Source organism: Paraburkholderia sp. PGU19 (assembly GCF_013426915.1).
Taxonomy (GTDB): domain Bacteria; phylum Pseudomonadota; class Gammaproteobacteria; order Burkholderiales; family Burkholderiaceae; genus Paraburkholderia.
In genome coordinates, this window is record NZ_AP023181.1 from 1291075 (window position 1) to 1313747 (window position 22673).

General features: G+C 53.7%; 19 protein-coding genes and 1 pseudogene. 11 read left to right on the forward strand and 9 right to left on the reverse strand.

The features are described 5' to 3' along the window. Positions 1 to 605 precede the first annotated feature (605 nt). The 4 genes from ccsB to H1204_RS35550 form a co-directional block, all read right to left on the reverse strand. Positions 606 to 1811 carry a c-type cytochrome biogenesis protein CcsB gene (gene ccsB, locus H1204_RS35535; RefSeq protein ID WP_180733409.1) on the reverse strand — a complete coding sequence of 402 codons (1206 nt, stop codon included), beginning with the start codon at positions 1809 to 1811 and terminating at the stop codon, positions 606 to 608. Positions 1812 to 2012: 201 nt separating this feature from the next. Then, on the reverse strand, positions 2013 to 2324 hold the full coding sequence (locus H1204_RS35540) for a high-potential iron-sulfur protein (protein ID WP_180733410.1): 312 nt from the start codon (positions 2322 to 2324) through the stop codon (positions 2013 to 2015). 1133 nt (positions 2325 to 3457) lie between these two features. After that, positions 3458 to 3919 (reverse strand): hypothetical protein, encoded by a 462-nt coding sequence (locus H1204_RS35545; protein WP_180733411.1) that lies wholly within the window; start codon positions 3917 to 3919, stop codon positions 3458 to 3460. A 158-nt stretch (positions 3920 to 4077) separates the two neighbouring features. Next, entirely contained in the window at positions 4078 to 4500 is a 423-nt protein-coding gene (locus H1204_RS35550; protein ID WP_180733412.1) for a DUF3331 domain-containing protein, read from the reverse strand. Between the two features lie 698 nt (positions 4501 to 5198). On the opposite strand from H1204_RS35550, the gene H1204_RS35555 reads away from it, so the two are divergent. After that, a complete protein-coding gene (locus H1204_RS35555) occupies positions 5199 to 5816 on the forward strand; it encodes a cytochrome b/b6 domain-containing protein (RefSeq protein ID WP_180733413.1) in 618 nt (205 codons plus the stop codon). A gap of 47 nt (positions 5817 to 5863) precedes the next feature. On the opposite strand, the gene H1204_RS35560 is transcribed toward H1204_RS35555, so the two are convergent. Further along, positions 5864 to 6874 carry a VTT domain-containing protein gene (locus H1204_RS35560; RefSeq protein ID WP_180733414.1) on the reverse strand — a complete coding sequence of 337 codons (1011 nt, stop codon included), beginning with the start codon at positions 6872 to 6874 and terminating at the stop codon, positions 5864 to 5866. Between the two features lie 608 nt (positions 6875 to 7482). Here H1204_RS35560 and H1204_RS35565 point away from each other — a divergent pair. The 5 genes and pseudogenes from H1204_RS35565 to H1204_RS35585 all read left to right on the forward strand — a co-directional run bounded on the left by H1204_RS35565 (position 7483) and on the right by H1204_RS35585 (position 12481). After that, positions 7483 to 8294, forward strand: a pseudogene (locus H1204_RS35565) (IS5 family transposase). Between the two features lie 439 nt (positions 8295 to 8733). After that, positions 8734 to 9330 (forward strand): TetR/AcrR family transcriptional regulator, encoded by a 597-nt coding sequence (locus H1204_RS35570; RefSeq protein WP_180733415.1) that lies wholly within the window; start codon positions 8734 to 8736, stop codon positions 9328 to 9330. A 109-nt stretch (positions 9331 to 9439) separates the two neighbouring features. After that, the gene (locus tag H1204_RS35575; RefSeq protein WP_180733416.1) at positions 9440 to 11134 is read left to right on the forward strand and encodes an ATP-binding protein; all 1695 of its coding nucleotides are present in this window, start codon (positions 9440 to 9442) and stop codon (positions 11132 to 11134) included. Between the two features lie 52 nt (positions 11135 to 11186). Continuing rightward, complete coding sequence (locus H1204_RS35580; RefSeq protein WP_180733417.1) at positions 11187 to 11822, forward strand: response regulator; 636 nt, start codon at positions 11187 to 11189, stop codon at positions 11820 to 11822. A gap of 110 nt (positions 11823 to 11932) precedes the next feature. After that, the gene (locus tag H1204_RS35585) at positions 11933 to 12481 is read left to right on the forward strand and encodes a carboxymuconolactone decarboxylase family protein (protein WP_180733418.1); all 549 of its coding nucleotides are present in this window, start codon (positions 11933 to 11935) and stop codon (positions 12479 to 12481) included. Positions 12482 to 13489: 1008 nt separating this feature from the next. Here H1204_RS35585 and H1204_RS35590 read toward each other — a convergent pair. The 3 genes from H1204_RS35590 to H1204_RS35600 form a co-directional block, all read right to left on the reverse strand. Beyond that, entirely contained in the window at positions 13490 to 14020 is a 531-nt protein-coding gene (locus tag H1204_RS35590; protein ID WP_180733419.1) for a carboxymuconolactone decarboxylase family protein, read from the reverse strand. Positions 14021 to 15060: 1040 nt separating this feature from the next. After that, positions 15061 to 15660, reverse strand: a complete 600-nt coding sequence (locus tag H1204_RS35595; protein ID WP_180733420.1) for a TetR/AcrR family transcriptional regulator — start codon at positions 15658 to 15660, stop codon at positions 15061 to 15063. A 440-nt stretch (positions 15661 to 16100) separates the two neighbouring features. Continuing rightward, positions 16101 to 16595, reverse strand: a complete 495-nt coding sequence (locus tag H1204_RS35600) for a carboxymuconolactone decarboxylase family protein (protein WP_243468816.1) — start codon at positions 16593 to 16595, stop codon at positions 16101 to 16103. A 165-nt stretch (positions 16596 to 16760) separates the two neighbouring features. On the opposite strand from H1204_RS35600, the gene H1204_RS35605 reads away from it, so the two are divergent. The 4 genes from H1204_RS35605 to H1204_RS35620 all read left to right on the forward strand — a co-directional run bounded on the left by H1204_RS35605 (position 16761) and on the right by H1204_RS35620 (position 20105). Further along, positions 16761 to 17723, forward strand: a complete 963-nt coding sequence (locus H1204_RS35605; RefSeq protein ID WP_180733421.1) for a LysR family transcriptional regulator — start codon at positions 16761 to 16763, stop codon at positions 17721 to 17723. A 227-nt stretch (positions 17724 to 17950) separates the two neighbouring features. Further along, complete coding sequence (locus H1204_RS35610; protein WP_180733422.1) at positions 17951 to 18499, forward strand: carboxymuconolactone decarboxylase family protein; 549 nt, start codon at positions 17951 to 17953, stop codon at positions 18497 to 18499. A gap of 433 nt (positions 18500 to 18932) precedes the next feature. Next, positions 18933 to 19355, forward strand: coding sequence for a DUF3331 domain-containing protein (locus H1204_RS35615; RefSeq protein ID WP_180733423.1), 423 nt, complete (start codon positions 18933 to 18935; stop codon positions 19353 to 19355). 198 nt (positions 19356 to 19553) lie between these two features. Then, the gene (locus tag H1204_RS35620; protein WP_180733424.1) at positions 19554 to 20105 is read left to right on the forward strand and encodes a hypothetical protein; all 552 of its coding nucleotides are present in this window, start codon (positions 19554 to 19556) and stop codon (positions 20103 to 20105) included. A gap of 884 nt (positions 20106 to 20989) precedes the next feature. On the opposite strand, the gene H1204_RS35625 is transcribed toward H1204_RS35620, so the two are convergent. Continuing rightward, positions 20990 to 21565, reverse strand: coding sequence for a TetR/AcrR family transcriptional regulator (locus tag H1204_RS35625; RefSeq protein ID WP_180733425.1), 576 nt, complete (start codon positions 21563 to 21565; stop codon positions 20990 to 20992). Positions 21566 to 21876: 311 nt separating this feature from the next. Between H1204_RS35625 and H1204_RS35630 the strand changes: the two genes are divergently transcribed. Beyond that, positions 21877 to 22569: a response regulator gene (locus H1204_RS35630; RefSeq protein ID WP_180735152.1), complete on the forward strand. Its 693-nt coding sequence runs from the start codon at positions 21877 to 21879 to the stop codon at positions 22567 to 22569. Positions 22570 to 22673 lie beyond the last annotated feature (104 nt).

Here is a 22673-nt window from a genome sequence, read left to right on the forward strand (position 1 = left end):
TGATTGATGTTACGAATCAACCGCTCTCCGAATCAGCAGCAAGTCCTCAGCTGACGAAGGCGACAACCAGCAAATCCCGTCTTCACGGCACCTCGTTGTGTGTCACATTTGCATAGAACGCAACCGTGGCGGGTACACCAACGGCCACCGAGTACGCGATGTGCGTTTCTGCCTCGATACGAATCAATCGGTGCTCAGCGCTTGCGATGAATGGCGACTAACCCCTTGAGACAATGAGACACGATTGGCGCGGCATAAGGAAGGATCCGGTGAGACGCCATGGGCAGAGAAGCCCGACACACCAACGAGCAATCCGCTACCCACATTTCAGGATTTGCCTCGCTATCCAGATTTGCAAAGCCCCTCATGCTCAGATCACGCGGAGCCAAATTGAAAAACAACAAGCGGGCCGGGTCACGAACCATCGCCGCCGGTCCTGCGCTCAGATTGCCACCCGCGTCACATCCGGCTACGGCCATTTGCTTTATGCCAGCAGACCGTGCGCGTGCACTCGTCACCACCCACTGCCGGGCTGGGTATCCGTCGCGAAGCGCCGCGACGAGTGGAGGGACTAGCCACATCGTTCAGGAGCTGCGCACCAGCCCCTACAGTTTCCCGTAGCTATGCAGGCCAGAAAGAAACATGTTCACACCGATAAACGCGAATGTCGTTACTACCAACCCAGTCAGCGCCCACCATGCCGAGGGTCGGCCGCGAAGGCCCTTAATCAGGCGCATGTGCAACCATACGGCGTAGTTCAGCCACACTATCAGCGCCCAGGTTTCCTTTGGATCCCAGCTCCAGTATCCGCCCCACGCCTCCGCCGCCCATAGCGCCCCGAGAATGGTCGCAATGGTAAAAAATGCGAAACCTACCGATATGGACTTGTACATCACATCATCGAGTACTTCCAACGCGGGGAGGCGGTCACCCAAAATGCCCTTGTCCTTCATCAGGTAGGTGACAGCAACCATCGCGGACAGAGCGAAGCTGCCGTATCCGATGAAATTCGCCGGGACATGAATTTTCATCCACCAACTTTGAAGCGCAGGAACAAGCGGCTGGATTTGCTGTGCGTCCCGCGATATCGAGTACCACATCATAAAACTGACCGCGGCGCTAATTATGAGTAGCACGAAAGCACCGAGCGCGTGTGTCTTGTAGTGCCCCTCGTAATAAAGGTAGAACAGCGCCGTGATGAGATTGAACAGTACGAAGACTTCGTACAGGTTCGAAATTGGGATATGGCCAATGTCCGGTCCGATCAGATAGGACTCGTACCACCGCACCATCATCCCGACGAAACCCATCAGCACGGCGCTCCATGTCAGCATCGATGCGATAGCTCCAGCCGATCCCGAGCGCGATAACAAGCCGATCCAGTAAAACAGAGTCGCGAGCACAAACAATGAACTCATCCACAGGATGGCGGATTGACTTGACAGAAAGTACTTCAGCAAAAAGGCATGATCGGCACGAGTCAGATCATCACCGTAGAGGTGAATCGAAAACAATGATAACGCAGCGATACCCACCATTAACACGCGTGCTGGCTTCCAGCGCCATCCGAGCGCGGTTAACGCGGGAATCGTACAAACCAGCACTAGCTGGTCGTAATAGTTCATATGCGCGTGATACTTGGTCAGCGCAAACGCTGCCCCACAGACCAGTACCACCGCGAACATCAGATCAAAAAACAAAATCTGCGGGCGGACCCTCGGTTGCCAGACTCTAATGCGTGACGATGGTGCAATTTCCACCTTCTTGTCGCGCGATGATCGGCGATGCGGAGCACTAGATGTCACGTCCATTTTCGACCTCGATCCTGGAAATATGCCTCATAGGCCGTTCGCCGTTATGTAGTGCGTACCGGAGACAGGCTTTCGGGGAGGCGACGTTCTAGGGCGGCTAAGAGCACCTTCGATTTCGCTCGACGCCGCCCGAGAACGGAAATGCGATCACGCAGTTTGTTGCCGAACTAGCGATTCGCGCGGGTGGAAACCGGCGGTGAATTACCCTTTCTTCGCGTACCCATTACACCAGCCAGCCCCTTCGACGGTCTTGCCGGTGAACAGCGGGCAAGCAGCACTCTTTGAAGATGCACTCCCCTGGTAGAATTGACAGTTTGCACAGTTCTGGCCGTCGGCGTACTTCGGAAACTTGACTTTGTCCACCTTGGTCGCATCCACTCGATAGCCGAGTGCGACCGCGCTCGGATCAGTCTCGGACAGTTCCTCCGCTGCATGAGCGACGAGCGGAAAGAAAGCGCTCGACGCCAACCCTACAACGCTTCGTACGATGAACTCACGGCGACACGACTTCATTTCAACCTCCTCGTTGGCTTGTTCGACGATGATGGCTATTCAGGAGATTTTCTTGGATGAGAATCCTGAACAGCCAAGACAATCTATTCACTGATACTGCTCGTCGAGACGTATCCATATCCACTGCCTGACAGGACAGTATGTAACTCCAGCGACTGATGGTATGGCGATGCGCCTTAAGCCGCAACGTCCCGTGGGTATCGGCCTTATATACTGCCGCATAGGATTTGGGAAGTGCTATCCACGTCCGCCCTGAACCGAATGAGGCCCTCTTTCCTCCCATGATATGAGTTGCATTCGTTTAACGAAAACAGTAGGCAACATGGGACTGCTTATCCTCGTCTAATTAAATGCACGAAACATTCTCGAAAAGACTCTGCTTATGAACTTTCAACGGCGTTCGTCGAGTGAACGCGACCACAACTTCATCAGCTACGCGAGCCGCTTCTCGTCGAAGTAGCCACCGTTGGTAGAACGCGTGCTCGATGCGAGCGGGAGACACTTCCAGATCCTGCTGTAACGTATGAGCGATCGGGCGGCGTCTGCTCCGTTCAGGGCCCGCAGAACAAAATCAGACCGGACTTGTCACCCCGTCATCTGTTACCGCGTAACGAACCATCGAAGGTGGTCTAAGTCGGTGATAAGCTCACCTTGACGACACCCGTGTCGTCAGACTGAAAGGAATTGGCCCGCCTAACGGCGGGCTCTTTTTCTGAAACGAGCCATCCAAAGAAGGATCGAAAACGCCGGCAATAGAAGCAGAACCACAAACGCAGAACCTATGTGAAAAGACTGCGCACTGGCGCTTGAAAAAAATGCAACGCTCATGCTCAGTTCAAAAGCAATTGCGCGGAACGCGCCTGCGTTCAGGTCGATCAGCGGATCGCAAACAGATTTACGGTTGATGCAGAATTCGCCGTGGCCCAGAGAGCCTGGCGGAAATACCCAAAAGCAAAAGGGATGCTTCGGGATTCGAGGTGCACATCATCATCGCGACATTGCTGCAGCGGTTCGCCTATTATGGCTTGACGTCGCAGACTTGCAAAATGGGCAGTCGTCCGTCCCGCGGCTCGCGTAGTACAGAACTCCCGGCCCGAATCCGGGGAGAACGACGACGCTCAGGCGCACTCAGTTTAGCGAGAATGTGGAGCAACAAGCGGAAGGATCAGCGATATCCCTAGCGTCATTACTTTAAGCAACAGATCGACCACCAGCACGCTAAACACCAGCGGAGACGATTCATATGCCAACGGCAGTGCCTGCGCAACAACTATCGAACTGACCGCACATAGGAAAAGAAATATACCCCTGGCAAACCGAATCTTGCATATCGTCGCGAGGGCCAACGCGACCCAGATCAGTCGCCCCACCGCCGAAGCGAAACGCTCGGTCGATGACTGTGTGAGGATCAACTCGATCGGCAGTTCCAGTATCGACCATAATGCAACGGAGAGCGGAAGCGCGCGCTGCGCGATTCGTAGCGTTACGGGCATCAGACTAGCGATAAATCCTCCCTCTTCCCCGCGGAAGCACTTGATTCGACTAGTTACGTATTCGAGACGCTTCTCTATGTTACTCAAACGAGTGGCCGACATTCTCGCTCCGATGTTCTATGACCTGCAACGCCCGCGCCGAGACTTCGTAACTGGCTCATGTTGCGGCAGGAAAACGGGACCATCTGTGCTACAACTAGCGCAGTTCTCCTTCCGACTGCCAAAGAATACGCATGATCAGTTTGATCAATGCCCCGCGATCACCGTCGTGAACTCGGTATGCGCACACAAGAGGCAAGGATCATTCGATGGCTGTTTGCCGGGGCGCGTGTCTCGCTCACCCATGGTCGAAAAACCGAATCGCCGATCTTGATCGGCATACCACTTAGCGCACAGAATGATTGACCATGTGCAAGACCCATCCTCCAGACCTGTTCGCCAAAATACCCTGTAGTCGAGTCACTCCAGCAAATACTAAGCGTGACCGATGAAAGCTGTTCGATTATCGAAATCCTTGCCGGCAACAGTTCTTTCTTCGGTGCTTCCTTCGCCCCCTGACAGAGCAGGGCTTTCGATCGACGGAATTTCTTCTTTTTAACAACCGTCGCTTTTGGCGCGGGTTCTGGCGTCAAAAGGCACAGCAACGCTCTCTCAATAATGTCTTCGCGAGTTTCCAGGATCATTTGACACCTTCTTCGTTGGTCGACATCAGAAATAGTGAACCTTCTTGATCGCGACTACACAAGTGCTGTGCCTTTCGGAGGGCGAGCTTGGCCTTTGTCTTTGCACCCGGTGTGCGGTCTTAACCGAGCGGCCCGTGGGCGATTGCCATGGGACTCGGAGGCAATGTTAGCGATCGAGAAGCTACGCTACAATATTCGTCGCGTATCGCTACCGCATCCGTTGGTATATTCATCGTCGAATTCCACCACCGATATGAATACAAATGCTCGATATAGAATTTATCAGGATCGTGAGACGCATGCCTCCGGAGCACATCGAATTACCGGAGCGCGATATGCATCAAACAGAGGAGTCTTGCCCTGAATGCGCAGTCCATCCTGATGCTCCCATCTCTAGGCGTTACAACATCCGGTGAATTTCTCGTATTTTTGCTGTCCACATTGCTACGGCACGTATCGCTTCTTCCACATAGGAATTCTGAAGTGAACATGCACAGCAGATGCAGCGCAATACCTCGGTATAAAACACCGATACCAAATATCTGCGTCACGTACTTATGTGTGGCAGCGCCGCGACGTACACTCGCAGCATGAACTCCCGCGATTGTATTGCCTCAAAAGAGTAAATTTTGGATAAGGCATCAAAGTCACTTTCCCTCGAATCTGAACGCCTGCCAGTGCGGGTATGGGACCAGTCAGTGAGAATCTTTCACTGGACAATTGTCGGCCTCGTCGTCGCGGCGTATGTGACATCCCGGTATAACTGGATGACGTGGCACGTTCGTCTGGGGCAATTAACCCTGACCTTACTGATCTTCCGAATTCTGTTGGGTTTTTGGGGCAGCGACACCGCGCGTTTCACACGCTTTCTCGTACGCCCCTCGAATGCCTTCGCCTACATCCGTCGCTTCTTTTCCCACGCTGGGCCGACGTACGTTGGACACACACCAGCCGGCGGATGGATGGTGATTGCGCTCATCCTTATACTGTCGATGCAGGTATTGACGGGACTATATGCCTACAACGACGTGGCCCGAGTAGGACCGCTTTTCGGCATCTTCTCCGGTGATACTTCGAATACGTTGGTATCTGTGCACGGGTTACTGTTCACGATCTTGATGACGTTCGTCACTATCCACATAGCTGTGATTGCCCTGTACCGGATCGTGAAGCGACAAGATCTGGTTCGACCGATGACGACGGGAATACAATATCTACCACCCGGCTTTCGGAAGCCACGGATGATATCCGCAAGTCGAGCGCTGTCGCTATTTCTTTGCTCCGTCATCATTGCGACGCTGGTCTCCCAGCTTTGACGCGCAACGACACATGCCAAACGGGGAGTACGACCTGACACCGTGTCTCATGATGCGGCTTGGTGATGAATCTTCTCCACCGTTTCTCGCGTCGCCTCGTCAAGCAACAGTGGCTCGAGGGCAAAGCCCGCAGCGCGCCAGGCGTCGAGCCCACCGGTGAGTGGAAACACATGGCTGTACCCCTCCGTCTTCATTTTCTCCGCAACTAATGCGGCACTCACTTCGTTCGGACAGTCGCAGTAGACGACAAATTTCCTGCTCCTCTCCAATCCGTCGAGCTGCGCTACCGATGCGCCGTGGTCAAGCACAATCGCGCCCGGGATCCGCACAGGATCGCTCTGTCGGTTTAACCCTCGTCGCGCATCTATGATGCAAGGCGGAGGCTCTTGTGTCAGCAGCGCATCAAGCTGTACAGCATCGAGCCGAGGCATGCGCAAACGCCGGCGAAGGGTCGCTCGGTGTCGCCATCGGATACCTACGTAGATAACCAGAAATATCGCGCCAATAATCGCCGCCCCAAAGCCGAACCAGTCGAGGACATTAAGAATCGTCTCCACAGCGTCGGCAAACAATACACCTAGAGCTACCCCAACGGTTGCCCATAGAGCCGCCCCGATGGCATCATAAAAAAGGAAACTAATAAATGACACGCCCATTGCACCAGCGACAGGTATCGCAAGGGTCGAAAGACCTGGAATGAATTTGGTTATCGTGAGCACACGAACGCCGAATCTCCCAAAAACTTCGCTGGTCCTGCTCACACAGGTGTCCCGGGAGATCGACATGTTACACAGAAAGCCTAGCACTCGACGCCCGTAACGCCGTCCAAGCGAGAACCATAACAAGTCACCCAACAGCGCCGAACTCGCTGCGGTCAGAACCACATTGAATAGGGACAGTCTCATCGCCCAAACGTTTTCATGGCCACCTATCAATGCGGTGATTGCCCCGGTTAGAATGAGCGTCGGCATGGCAGGAACCGGCAAGCCAAGTGACTCGAGTAGTACGTTCAGAAAAACCAGCGGAAAACCGTACTGGATAATCAATTCTCGCAGCATCGTTTCAACTCACGGAAGAAGACACATCACCTACCAGCACCGTCTAATCACGACCGCCTCGAACGCCTGACGCTGCCCCTACTTCTTACGGGCAGTCTCGCCTATAGAAGCACCTTGTATATTGCACCCATATGAGGTTGCGGATGCTAATGTCAAGATGCATAGATACCCGTTACCGACACCGAAACACCATGCGCACCGATCCTAACAAGCGCTGTCGAACCGGGAAATTGCGCGGGGACCTACGCTTTATGCTCAGCGAACCAAACCCGCCCGAGGTTGTCGGCAACACCGGAACCCTCGCCGAAACAAAGCCGCGACGTCCCGAAATCAATACTCTGGTTCAAGCACCCGCGACGCGTCGTTACCGCGTAACAAAATGATTTGACCTGCTTGACACATTTTTCGCATCTCAATCGGTGAAAACCATGAAACCGGTAACACTCCAGACGTGTCATCTTTAGTGAGAACCGGAAAAACATACGAAGGTATATCCGTTCATACGCGCGCGGCGGTACGGACAGCGCAGAACTTGGTAATATCGGCACCGGCGTTGTAGTCTCTAGACGGTGTTAGGCACTTCCGGTCAAACCTGGTACCCTGGAGGCATGACGAGAGAGAAACGTAAAGCCTACCCGACAGACGTATCAGACGAAGAATGGAGCTTCGTGGCAGCGTATCTGACGTTGATGGATGAGAGTGCGCCACAGCGGAAATATCAGTTGCGGGAGATGTTCAATGCGTTGCGCTGGATGGCTCGCGCTGGGCTGCGTGGCGAATGCTGCCGACCAACTTTCCACCGTGGGAACTCGTGTACCAGCAGACGCAACGATGGCTGGCGGCCGGCTGTTTCGAGTGCATGGTGGGTGACCTTCGTTCGATCGTCCGTGTGGCGCAGGGGCGGCAGGGGCAGCCCAGCGCGGTGATCCTTGATGGCCGTACGTTGCAATCGACGTGTGAAAGCGGTCCACGCGCAGGCTATGACGGCTACAAGCGCAAGCGTGGCAGCAAGGTGCATATGGCGGTCGACACGCTGGGTCAGTTGCTCGCCGTACACGTGACACCGGCCAACGAGCAGGAACGGGCACAGGTGGCAGAACTGGCGCTCCAGGTGCAACAGGCAACGGGAGAAACCGTGAAAGTGGCCTTTGCCGATCAGGGTTACACGGGCGAAGATCCTGCGCAGGCCGCGCGCGCGCAGGGAATTGATCTCCAGGTGGTCAAGCTCGATGAAGCGAAAAAGGGTTTCGTGCTGTTGCCACGGCGATGGGTAGTCGAGCGCAGCTTCGGATGGCTCAACCGCTTTCGACGCCTTGCACGTGACTACGAACGCTTGCCCGAAACACTCGCAGGCCTGCATTTTGTCGTCTTCGCCATGCTTATGCTTGTCCATGCAATTCCGGTACTTCGAAGTTCCTAACACCGTCTAAGAAACTATATGCAGTACTTGGATGAGCCGGTGTGGCTCTTCGAGCGACAGCCCTTGTTATCATATCGCACATAGGTGAGTGAAAATGGCTATACCCAACGCTCGATAGTCCGGTTATTCGAGTGCGCGATAATTTCCCACATAGCTGGCGTACTTCGGATTTAGGGGACTGCGCCTCCTTCCCCGATCTAAGGGTCGCGTCGTCAGTCGATATGCACGACTGGAGGATCATATGTCATTTCACGTCGTAGCGGGCCACTCCCCCATAAAGCTATTTGATTCTTGGCGCATCGCCATTACCAGGAGTTAAACCAAACAAGCGGCGGAGACCCGAAAGGTCAAATGTGCCTCGCCCAAGAACCTTAACCCTCACTGTGATCCCTGTGTGAATTCGGATCCAGTGTCCTAAAAGTTAAAGTTGCGCGCAATCATGCCACGCCCCCGACAATTCAACGAATTCGATGTCGTCAACGCCGCAATAAGCTATTTTGGCGCAAACAACTTTCCGAATGCGTCGATGCGCAATCTTGCGCTTCACGCGGATTTAAGCTGTGGAAGCCTCTACAACGCATTTGGCGACAAGCGGTCATTATTCCGCCGCGCACTCATTCAGAGCGTCCAGCGGAGCTTCAGACCAACAATGGACAGCGAGCAACTCCAACTCTCTCCCTTCGGCAAGATCGAGCGTTTCTTCGCTGAAGCGGTCGAGACATGCAGTCATCCGGCAAGGAATGATGCGCGACTGCTACTCAGGGCCGGTTTTGAAGCCGCAAACCTCGACACCGACTGTGGCACGATTGTTTCAGACGCGATTGAGGCGATCGAGAAATACCTGACGGAATGCGTTTCTGCGGCGCAAATTGAGGGGGAGATTATCCGTAACCAACCCGCATCGGACCTCGGTAGACTTCTTCTGGCAACCCTGCTCAGCATGATTGTTCTCATCCGGTTGCGGCCCGATCGCACGCACCTTGAAGATGTGGTACGTCCCACGCTTCATCGACTTAGGCCCTTCGAGATCGGTTAAGTTCACAGACCCACTTAATCCAAGTGCTCCCAGACGATTCGTGAAACGGCAAGAGTCCATGTCGGCTCCCCGACATACACACAAACCGAATTTATGTATCACAACAGGCATGATCGCTGATGGGCACCGCGCTCGGCTATTGGCAATGGTCCGGGCTTCTCAACAACTTTCACGCAATAGCGATGAAAAGGAAGTCATCGCCACTTTCGTGCGATGTGCCCTATCTATTGCAGCGGCACACTGTGTTCGGCTCGTAAGCACCGACGGTGAATGCTTTCTCGTCGAGTGCGAGGCACGGTGGTCACCGGATGATGAAATTGTCGTCAGTCATCGCAGGCCGCTCGCCGAGTCCGAGGATTCATTCAAGACCATCCTTCAAACAGTTTCCCTGACCGATATGCCCGTTCTCCTAGGTACGCCCTTCATCGATCAGACTGAAGTTCAGGCCAGTCCGCGAGCCTACGTCCCCGAGCGCCCACTGTTATGTGTACCTCTGTTCGACGATGGCCGACGTAGGGAAATCCTCTTCCTAGAGGGAAACCGTCACACACCCCAGTTCGATACATCTCTCATCGCTTGCCTACAGATAATCTCGGCCCAAACGATCATGAAGCTAGAAAATCTGCGGTTCCGCACGCGCGACGCAGTTGAAAGCAGCATGATTGAAGAGGTCAAATTTGCGATGCGCGCGCACGAGAAAGAATTGGCACACACGCAACGAATGAGCCAAACAGGTAGCTGGAGATGGTACGCCGGTGCCGACACGGTGGAGGCGTCGCCAGAATTTTTCCGTATATATGAAATTCCCTCGGAACAACGCGTACCGAGTAAAAAATTTATAGACTTGACCCATCCCGACGACTCGGCGCCTGTAAGAGTCGCGTTGCATAAAGCCATCGCTGCTCATCGAGTCTTTAAACTGGAGTTCAGGATTACAGTCGGCTTCGGGGAAATCAAGTACGTGCAAATAGAAGGACATCCGCAGGTTGACGACATCGAAGGCGCGCAATACGTCGGAGTAGTCGTTGACGTTACAGAAAGACGTAATGCGGAGAGCGCACTACAAGCGGCGCGCGCCGAACTCGCGCGCGCCCATCGCCTTTCCACGATGGGCGAAATGGCGGCATCAATCGTCCATGAAATCTACCAGCCACTCACAGGGATTATCACAAACGCAGAGACCTGTCTGAGATGGTTGTCAAAGTCGCCGGCCGAAATTGGACGGGCAAGTGATTCGGCTCGAAGGGTAGCTAGAGACGCACGTCGCGCCGCAGAAGTATTCAGGGGGTTGCGCGCCGTGGCGTCCAACTCAGGCATTGTTAAGGTACCAGTGGACCTGGACGACGCGATCAGAGAAGTCGCGTTTCTGCTGCAGGGTGAACTCGACCGCGCAAACATACGGTTACGGCTTCAACCTGACGCACCCCGGCCCGTACTTGGTGACCGCACGCAGATTCAACAAGTCCTCGAAAACCTTATCCGAAATTCGATGGACGCGTTACAACCGGTGGTCGGAACACAAAGGTTTTTGACCGTGAGTTCTGCGTCGTACGATGACGCGTTTGCGGTAGTAACCGTACAGGACAACGGGTGCGGGTTCGGCGAGCATTCTCCGGAGGAGCTTTTCGAAGCTCTCTTTACAACCAAGCCCAATGGAATGGGCATGGGCCTCAAGGTGTGCCGTTCCATTGTAGAGGCGCATGGGGGAGTACTCCAAGCGAACCGGAATGATGACGACACTGTATTCCAATTTACGTTGCCGTTTATAGACAGCACATCGGGGGCAGATGGGATCCGGTCTTAACGTTAGTCCCATGGACACGTAAGTGTTGCATTCAATATCGGAGCAATATGCTATGGATTCGTTTTCTTTGATCTATGTTGTCGATGACGATATCTCCGTCAGAGAATCTATTGCGGATCTGTTGGCGACGGTAGGTCTTGAGGTGAGGCTCTTCACTTCAGCCTCTGAAATGCTCGATGCGTTCGTGACGCCATCGGATAAGTCCACCGTGTCACCAAGCTGCATCATTTTAGACATCCGAATGCCTGGTGTAGGAGGTCTCGAGGCACAGGAGCGCCTCGCCAAGCTTCAGGTCTACATACCGATCGTCTTTATGACAGCACACGGTGATATCGCGATGACCGTGAAGGCCATGAAATCGGGTGCGCATAATTTTCTGAGCAAACCTTTTCGTGATCAAGACTTGCTAGACGCAGTGCGGTCTGCAATGATGCATGACCGCACGCGTCGTGAAACTGAGCGGGGTAGGCGCGAATTACGTGAACGATACGAGTCCTTGACCGCCCATGAGCGCAAGCTCCTCTCCATGGTTACGGGCGGCCTGATGAACAAGCAGATTGCGGCAAAGATGAACCTCAGTGAGATCACCATAAAGGTACATCGCGGGCAACTAATGCGTAAGATGAAAGCGAACACACTTGTTGAACTCGTCAAGATGGAAACGCGTCTGCCGAAGTCAGATCAGTAAGCTCATCCACCAGGTACTAGTACGAAGTCGTTTTTGTGCCGACCATCTTACCTTGATAATACAATTAACTATATTTTACGGTCCCCGTTGGTTTCAACCTGGAGAGAGTAATGACGCGTATCGCGGTTCCGACGTGCAGCGAAACACCAGCAGCCTCAAAGCCGATGCTCGATGCCGTTAGCAGGCAGCTCGGCTTTACGCCAAACCTGTTCAGTATCATGTCCCTCAGCCCAAACGCTTTAACTGGCTGGGCGGGTCTCCAGGGTGCACTCGCGAAAACACTAGATTCGAAGACAAGGGACGGGATTGCATTGGTAGTTTCGCAAGTGAACTCATGCCTTTACTGCCTTTCTGCCTACACTTATTGGGCGATAAATGTCGCCAGGATCAGGCACGAAGAGATCTTACTCAACCGGCTCGGAAGTTCCAGTGATTCGAAGAGGGATGCCGCCCTAACCTTCGCAAAAAAAGTTGTTGAGACTCGCGGAAAAGTGACCGAAACCGACCTTGCCATCGTACGAGAAGCCGGTTTCACCGACGCCAACCTCATAGAGATTATCGCGCTCAGCGCACAATGCCTACTGACCAATTTCATCAACAACGTCTTCGATACACCTATCGACTTCCCCGTTGTGTTCCTGGAGCCGGCATCCGAATAGGTCGCCCTGTACACGGCGCACCGTATCAGCCGCAATTAGGGGAGCACCTCGGCCGACGAATTCTCATTTTCTTACTTTGAAGTCGCTTTCACATTGATTTTGAATTTTCACTAGTGCGGCTCTTTCCGGCGGGCTATACCGAAGTATCGCACGGCCAGACCGGGAGATGGTTGACGAAGACAAGGTATTCTTATTGAATCACAGCATCGCATAGATGCTACTGTAACCAGAACGAGTTTGAGGAGTGTAATGTACGATCCGGCAGAGATGATGGAGATATTTGCTATCTGCGTCGCAATAGCGGGCATTGCATATCTTCGCCAGCTATTTACGTCGATAGGATCGACCGCGCTGCAGAAGCCGGTACTGGAATATTCAATCTACGGTGATCTCACTCTTCCTACGAACTTTTGTGAATGGATCCCTCTGCGGTTGAACGATGAACCAGTCCGCGACTCCGCTGACCTTCGCATAGTGAAGAACTATCCGGACGCGTACGTCGAGCCGGCGGCTTATAGAATTTTCCTCTCTACTAACACTCTTCCCGATGGCACCATAGCTTTCAAGAGGAGCGAAGGAAGTCCTCCAATCATGAGTTCGGGGCTCGCAGATCGAAGCTGCAGACTCTGCTCCGTCACATCCGACATAGAATTCGCTAATGTCGCGGTGAAGGACAATCATCAGTTTGGCGGAAATTTCGGATGGGGTTTTTTTCAACTCAATCAGGCTTCAGCCTGTCCATCTGTCGCGCAAACTTTAAGCGTCGGCATTCGGAACGACTCAGAACATTCCACTTAGAAAGGCATCCGTCAACCTGCCTTTGTTGCATCAACATCAGATTTCTAATACTGTTTGAGAAATCATTCATCGCATCCAACGCAACCGCTTTTTATCCCGTAAGAACTATCGCCATGTTTTATACAGTTGTTCGAACGGCAACTTATTTCTAACGACTACGGACTCTTTAGCGTGCGTCGCATCCCCCATGCAGAGCTTGCTCGCTCTATGTCACATCTTCAAAAAGTCAGGTTTTATCTCGAACACGTTGGCTAATAGATTTGTCAGGAATACCTCCGCGCATAGCGCGATGATCTCAACGATCTGCGCGTCGGAGTATCCCGATGCGCGCACATTGCTCAGCTCGGCAGTCTCGACCCTCCCACGTGAAATGGAAACACTACGGGCAAACTTTACCGCCGCCTCAGCCTCTGGGTCCAAGGATCGTCCTGCTCGGTTTAGCGTCATCTCTTCTGGTATGAGTTTTAGGAAATAATGTCCGAGATAGGTGTGAGCAGAAATGCAATACTGGCAGCCATTTACTTCAGACACCGCTAGTGCGATCCGTTCGCGCGTGCGCGCATCCAATGTTCGCGACAGCGCCGCCTGCATCTCGATTAATCCTGTCAGAGAATGGGGACTTATGGACAGGATTCGGTAGAGATCTGGAACGAATCCAAAGCGCCTGCTGACGAGATGAAATAGCGGCTGAAGGCTGGACGCTGCGGTTTCGTCATGACCGGGAATATCAATTCGCGACATATTGTTCCTCCGTTGGCCCGACTAAGTCGTAAGGGGCAATCGATCCTAGTCTTGCTACGTCATCGTGACAACCCAGTGATAGTGAAAATTGCAATCTCAAAAACTGAGAGAGCCTGGGGGCACCGGCATCGCGACAGTCCGCAAACTACCTTCTTAAGCGCGTCCACGGATATGCAAGGGCGATACCTGCCGTCACTGACCCGAAAGGATTTTCGCGCAAGCTTCGTCCTTCAGGGCGGAGTTAGCGAAACCTTGATGTGCGCCAGTTGAAAACCGGACGGTACGACGACACCACCGACACGTTCAGGAAAAAGCCGGTCAGCCAGCGGGAAGCACGTGTTCGGTGATGGAGAGGATGCGTGCAGCGCGACCTCTCCACTGCGCTTCTGGCCGAGAAACTCCGAAGGGAATACACACCGGCCACCAGTGCTTGAAAAAGCCTAGGCTGCGCTTGAATCTTACCTGCAGCGGGCGGGCTGGTGTGCCATCAAACCGCAAACGGCAAACGTTGGCAGCCGAAGGCCAGACTTCACGGGCTGTCAGAGCGGTAAGCCTGAAGGCTTGTTGAGGTCCAACGGCCGACCGTGCTGCTGCCGGTCTGAGCAACTCGCTTCTTCAAGAACCATTGCGTTGAGCGGCGTTGCCCCCAACATGAACCCTCCCCCTTCACAGGGAGTAGATTTCACATATACCCGTCACGCGTTGACGACACAAACAAGCCACGTGAAACTGGATTGTCAGCTATGGCCTGGCCATTTGCCCCTGAGGGCGATGTACGATGAGATGGACCGAGTTTCCCACATGCGTCCGGCAGAATCCGTCGGCTAGAGAATAGTTGCATCAGCTGCTGCCGACATTTTGGATGTAATGGCGCCGCAGGCTTCTCTCCGCCTATCCAACGACGAACCGACTCCGCCACGTGGCTTGTGCGCTAATGTCCACAAACTTCACGTCGACCGACAGCAGCCAATCAGATCACGACAACACATGGAGGCTGGTCGGCGGCTAGACAAGCGAGGCTGCCAATCCTGGGCATACGGTTACCCGGCTCGCTGTTGCTGTGCAGTAGATGAAACCACGGCGTTTAGGAGTGCGTTAACCACAGCAACCACGTTGGGGTGGTTCAAATACATATCGCGCATCACCGCGATTCCACGCGTAGTTGCGATAAGAAACTTCGCAGCGTCGCCAGGCGACATGGTCAGTGGCATATCGTCTCCCCTCGCGCTTAGACCTTCACGTAGCAGGTCCTCAAGGGCGCGAAAGAAGTCTGCTAGCGAGCCGCGCAACCGCCCCGATGAATCTCCCAACTCAGTGGTCAAGCGGGTAGCGATAACAGTGGCGCACCGCGCCGAGTGATCGAGAGGGACAACCAATTCAAAAAACGACTGCAGGGCAGCGCGCCTATCATGCTTTTGAAGCGCATGTTCGACTTTTTGGTAGAAGTTGCCGGCCAGATCGTTGAACGCCTTGACGAAGAGGTCCTCCTTGCCCCCATAGGCGTGGTAAAGCGTGCGACATTGCACTCCCGCTGCTTCAGCTAACTCGCCCATCGTAGCTTCCTTGTATCCACGACGCACCAGCACTTCCAGCGCAGCATTAAGAACCCTTTGCTCATTAAATTGTCTTTTTCCCGCCATTTCACTTCCTGTACTACAAACTTCAATTGTTCATATCCGCAAGTCTTATCACCGGCCGCTTCTTCGGTGGCCATTGCCTGAACTACAGCTCGAGGTTTCGTTTTCCTCTTCCTCCGCTAACCCGGAACCATTGGCCCCGGAGCTCTAGCATCCGGTCTTTCGCTTCAAGTCAAGATTCGGCCGTTCGTTTTTGAAATGACAAATATTCACGGCGTCACGGTGGTCAAACATCCCGCACCGTGTCGAATGCAACCCAATCTCCCTTTGACTTGCGCCCTTCGCCTACGCGGTTTTTTCGAAAAGTTTTCATGGGACTCGGCTCACGACGTCATCAAAAGAACAACAGTTGATTCTTGCTTCATGAAATTACGGCAGACGTCCTGGAAATATGAAGCAGACGTATGGAGGTGTCTATGCGTCATATCCTGCTTGCCGCATATTCATACCGCTCCCGCATCTACTTCTACCTCCGGAAAATCAACGTTCGTGTCGAGCACGTTGTTAATTAGGTTTGTGAAAGTGTAATAGGCGCTGGCAGCGACGATCTCGATAATTTGACCGTCGTCGAATCCAGCATCCCTGATAATTTGCAACTCCTTCGCTGCAACCTTTCCCCGAGTTTCGACCACTTTCTGAACAAACATCACGAGTGCCTTCGACTTCGCGTCCAGAGAATCCCCCCGCCGGTTGAGCAACATTTCGTCGGGGCTAAGTCCGCCGAAGTTCATGCCTAGATAAGTATGAAGCGACAGGCAATATTTGCACTCGTTGACCTGCGACACCACTAATGCGATACGAGCGAGCGTTCGCGCATCGAACGCTTTCCCTATCGCACTCTTAAGTTGGGTCATGCCTGCAAGGGCATCAGGGCTGATAGCGGCCGCCCGGAACAGCGCAGGGACGAACCGCAACTGCCTCGCGACCGCATTCAGCATCTCCTGCGACTCCGTTGGTGCATCATCGCGATCAGGGATCGTGACTCTGGCATGTCTTTCTCCTGTTGGCCACTCGTTACGAACTGAAAGGGATACTAATAGCCAGCGCGTTCGTTGATAATCCTGTATTTTCGATATGTTTGGTCTCAGCAGATGAGAGGATAAATGGATCGCTTTGAGGCAATGTCATTCTTCGTTACCGCCGTCGATTTGGGAAGCTTCTCTGCAGTAGCCCGCAAGCTCGGCACTCCCTTACCGACTATCAGCCGCAAGGTAGCAGAGCTCGAACAGCATCTGAATGCGCGATTGCTTGTTCGTTCCACCCGCAAGCTGACCTTAACGGAGGCTGGCCAATCATATTTGAGCGCGTGCCGGACGATCCTCGACCAAGTTGGCGACGCGGAACGAAACGCGTCGGGCGAATATTCAACTCCCCGGGGCGACATGGTCGTCACCGCACCAATAGTGTTCGGCCGTCTTCACCTTTTGCCTGTCGTTAATGATTTCCTAGCGGCGTTCCCAGAAATCCACATTAAGCTCATCCTGTCGGATCTAAACCTGCACCTGATTGACAACCGAATCGACATTGCACTGCGCATCGGCCATCTACCTGATAGCTCACTCGTTGCGACACCGATCGGTACGACATGCCGAGTCTATTGCGGAAGTCCTGCCTACTTCGCCGGCGCAGGCAAGCCTAGAAAGCCGGAGGATTTGGCAGATCATGCCTGTGTGAGCTTCGAAGCACTAGCATCAAGGGAAACGTGGACTTTCGCCTCCCATCGCGGTCAACGACCAGACCGGCACATAGACATTCGGCCCCGCCTCTCTGTAAATACTGCCGAAGCCGCGATCGATGCGGCCATCGCAGGGGTCGGTGTAACACATGTTCTTTGCTATCAGGTTGCGCGTGCTGTCGAACTCGGTTCTCTCACACTCGTCCTCAGGGACTTCGAACCCGAACCGATGCCCGTCAGCGTGGTGCACGCTGGGCAAAAGATGCAGCCAATCAAGATCCGCAGGTTCATCGAATTCTGTGTCCCGAGACTGCGTGACGCATTGGCCGGGGATAAGGATCGACTGATGATCGATACGGCAACTCGCACCATCGGGACGAAACCCTCATAAAGTAGAGAGAAGTGGCATTTTAAAACACGTCAACTAAAACTTGCAAACTGCCGAAATCTGCATCAACTTCGTCTAAATACATGCTCCAAAGGATCAAGAGCGCCAACCGCCCGCGATCTTATTCTCTCAATTTTTGAGACACAACATATCGGCTCAGCCGGGTTATCTACTACGGTCCAGAAAGATAGGATTCTCCATCCATAGTGGCATGTTCGAACGGAGAAAAAATGACCCCTATCCCTATCCCACCCCGCGATCAAACCCCGGCCGATTCGCTTGTCACTCTCGATGGCTTCAAGAAGCTCTTTGGATTTGTTCCCAACGTTTTTGCTGTGATAGCGCAAAGTCCGCACGCATTAGCAGCGTTCAAAGGTCTCCAGATTCCACTCGAGAAAACGCTCAACGCTGGAATGCGCGACCGTATTGCACTGGCGGTTTCCGAAGTGAATGGTTGTGAGTATTCCGTGCGCGCGCATTCGTATATCGGCGTGCGACTCAGCAAACTAGATGCCGCAGAACTTGAGATGAGTCGTTACGGTGGGTCAAATGATCCAAGAACCGAAGCGGCCGTATCGTTCGCGAAGAGGGTCACAGAGACACGAGGCAAGATAAAGGAGACCGACCTTAAAGTGATCCGCGATGCAGGATGGACAGACGCACAAATCATCGAGATCGTCTGCCGCACCGCGCAAATCCTGTATGTCAATTTCGTAAATAACGTCTTCCATACCGAGATCGACTTCCCGTTGCCGGAGGCAATTGCCGACGAAGCGTGAAGCAACACCGCCTGGTTAAGCATTACGGCAGCATGTAGCGCGCTAGTTAAGGCGCGATGTCCTCGAAACCCTGAATATCCGCCCCTTCGGAGAGTAAAATTGATTCGCCTGAATGGACTGTCGCGCAAGCGCCACCGACCAGAATAGAGGGTGATTGCGCGAAGTCCCTGAGGGCGACCGTCCTGATCCGGACGTGTGCTTTGGTATCCTTTGGCGTAGAACTTTTATACCGATGCATGTTTGTTTCCAGTACAAGCGCCGAGTAGCATCTTTACATTGGCGCCGCATTCACTCGTCACAGACCCTCCACTGTTGACAGGAATCGCAATCAGCAACCTGTGCGATTGATGGGCCGACACGGCGGATAGGGGCGTGTACTCCGCCGCTATCTCTCGGCATCCGCCGCCACAACCCGGAGCCCCGGAGACTAAACATGGAAGCATCGGCTGCAACGGTTAAAGACGCACCATGGAAAAGCATTGTTCGATCGCTTGCCCGATCCGGTTCGCTGACTCTCGAAACAATTCTACCTACCCGCCCAACGTCGCAGACAGGTACTTCAACATCCGACGACATGAATGTGCGCCACGCAAAAGTCAGCGTCCTCGAGCGGGCGTCGCCGTCCACCGTGTTAATTTCATGGCGCGATCCGACACGATGCAGTTACCACTTCCAACTGTGGCGTCGCTTCGACGCCCTGAAATCAGGCATCTGCGCCCTCAGCGGCATTGTCATCAACGCCGGCGACAGCATATATAAGCCTATCTCGAAGCCGCAACCGCTTAATGCGTCCGCGATGATCCTCGCCACTGAAGTCGAAAGCCGTCTCGGTCATGAGTCGCTTGAACATTGTTGAGAAGCAGCGACATACGGAGATAGTATTTACGCAACTCTTGACAGAGGGTGTGACGTCACCGCTTAACACGCTCTGTCGCCATTGTTACTCAGTAACGAATCCTTGACCGAAACTCCCCAAGGCAATACAAAGCTCGATTATCTCCGAGAGTAGATCATCCTGATGATTCCGAATGCGTCGCTTAAGGATCCTGACTTTATGGAAGCCGCCTTGATCTGTTTCTCGACTTACGATTTCGAAAAGATCACTATCGGTCAAATTTCCAGCTTCACAGTTGTGCCACCGACGATGCTTGTCGCAGAGTATGGAGGCAAAACACAGCTGTTTGCTGCTGTGCTCAGCTGGTATATCGACAACCATTTTGACTCGATGCTGCGACACCTGCGAAAAGCTTCTTGTCCGATCACTGCAATTCTGTGCTTCTTTCGTGTTGTCAGCGGACCATCGGTCACCTTCGGAGGAAACAGCGCAAGGCTGCTCTTCACGACCGCGATAAGTCTTGCCGCACGTGGCTCGGCTTTCGAGGACATCGTTTCAGATGCCATGCAAAAACTTGAGTTTTTTTTTAACGAATGCGTGACTGAGGGTCAAGAGACGAGCGACAGTATGACGCGAGAACCCGCGGACCAGGTCGCTAAGCTATTAATCGGATCCATAGCCGCTCTGCCCGCTCTCGCTCGCGGCGGACATGCAACGGTGGACCAACTCGTCAAGTCGGTAGAGCTCTTACTGACAAGAAGACCCGCATAACCGTCGCTATCCGAGGAGATGTTTGTCCTCACTCAGCACCGCGTCATCAACCGCAGAGCCGGGCACGCGGCCCGGAATTTTCATTGCGGGCTAGTCGAGCGTTTCAACTGGCCCCCGTCCCACCAGCCGGAACTTCATGCCGAACAGGCCCGGCACACATCCTCGATCACTTGGCCGGCACGGTCGCATCGGATTTTTTTGTTGCGTCACCGGCAACCGTCGTTTTTCGGACTTTCAAAGGAGAGCCGGCTGGCGATACAGCACTCTGAAGAGATCTGCGTTCGGTTAGTCCAGAGTATTGGTCTTTTTGTCTTATCGATCTAAAGTACCGGACGTCGGTTGTAGTGCATAAGCTGCAATGAAATAACAATCGTGTATATGATCTTCCCTCCACAACTTCAGGGAAAACGTACAATTGCGGCTAAAATAGCTGTTCGGGCTCCCCGCGCGAGACGGCGATCGAAGTGGCCACCGCGCGCTCGGCATGCATACTGTCGCGTAGTCCGAGGGCTGGCTCGGGTTTTGTCGTTAGCTTGCACCATGTCACGACAGAGCCGGACGACTAACCGCTCACGTCTTTTCGCGCAGAGCGGCGAAGTGACAATCCGTCGTGGCGAACGACAGCGCATCGGTCAACACAGCAACGACATGCCGCATAAACGGACATGGCTGCCCTTAACGGACGATGATGCCGCCACGGACGGCAGGATAGATGGCCAGGAATTTGTCGGCGAGAGGTTCGCGACGTTCAAGGTGCCAAGCCGAACATGCGCCGATCAAACCGCCGGAGAAATGCAGGTCGCGTTGCTTGCGCTGTCCGACAGCGCAAGCATGGCCCCGGCTCTAGTACCACGGTATCGCTCGGCCACCGCAAGGCACGGTCATCACCTCAGCACGAGAATGGCTGACCGGGCAATCCCCTCAAGCAGAGCACGATTGGGCCGCACTCGAGCAAGCACCCGGATTCCGAGTAAGGCGCCTAGTAAGAGACGCGCTAGGTCGGTCGCGGGTAGCCCCGTCGATACTTCACCTTGTTCCTGGCCTCTCGCTATTGCTCGCCTGAAAAAATCCTCGATCTCAACAAAAACGTCTGACACGACTCCCTTTAGCTCCACATCATCATCGCCGAGCTCAAGGGCAGAATTTACCAGAAGACAACCTTTTCGATTTTTATCTTTTATCGAATAGTTGACAATCTCCTTGAAGAATGCCTCGATCGCACGCACTGTGGACTGATGTTCGCGAATGACGCGGCCCTCGATGCCCGTCGCAATGTAGCGCGCAAGAGCCATCTTGAAAAGTGCACGTTTATCGCCAAACGCATTGTAAAGACTGGCACCTGTGATCCCCATTGCCGCAGCCAATTCCCGAACTGAAGTAGACTGGTATCCGTGGAGCCAGAAATGATCCACTGCCGCGTCTAGCGCGGCTGCCTCATCGAACTCTCTGGGGCGCGCCATTCAAACTATCCTCTCGTATTTTCTGAGTGGGGCGATAGCTCGCCATATCGCCCCATTATAAGTGCGGGTGTCGTCAGCTGGTCACGGAGGTGTGCCGACCAGCCAAATTGGCTCACTGGCAAATAGCGACAATAGTCCGCCACAACCTCTGGCGCGCCATGCGTTCAGCATTCATCCGGTAAGATTAGCCTCGACCGTAGGTGGCATGGGACTCGTCATCGTGTAATACTTCGTTACCAAATTGGATAGTGTATCCCCGGCGTCGGACAACGGTTCACGTACGGTCTACTGTATTTGAAAAGGGAGGAATGATGTTCGTCCATTCTCATCCACCCCAACGACGCCCAGCCGGCAAAACGGAGCCCGTACATGAGTCGATCGTATACATCGTCGACGATGACGAGCCGACAAGGCGTTCCTTGAGCGCTCTTTTCCGTTCCGTGGGCCTGCGAGCGGAGACGTTCGGATCCGCACGTGAATATCTGTCATTTTTGAAGCCGGAGATACCGAGTTGTCTCATTCTCGACATCAGGTTGCCACACGAGAGCGGGCTGGAGCTTCAACAACAGCTTTTGAAGATGGGATTAGCTACTTCCATCGTTTTCATCAGCGGGCATGGCGATATTCCCATGACGGTACAAGCCATGAAGGCGGGCGCGCTGGATTTCCTGGCAAAGCCGTTTCGAGACCAGGACATTCTAGACGCCGTCGCCTTGGCCTTGCGCCACGACGCTGAACGCCTGTTGAATGAGCGCTCGATGGCCGATTTACGCTATCGGTACGATTCAATGAACGCCAAAGAGCGGGCTGTTATGGGCTATGTGGTCGCCGGCCTCATGAACAAACAAATCGCCGCGGAAATGAATCTCAGTGAAATTACGATAAAGACGCACCGCGCTCACGCTATGAAAAAGATGGCGAGCCGCACGCTGGCCGAGTTCGTTCGCATCGGGGAAATTCTGGGTATCGAACCCGACCGACAGTTTCTTTCGAAACGCGACTGATCGGTCCCAACCCGTTTTTCGCGTAGGTAGCTATGCTGCTATTCGCCGTGGCGATAGTACAAATTCCCGAGGTATCGAATCAATCCGTGAACGGCTTGTCTGAT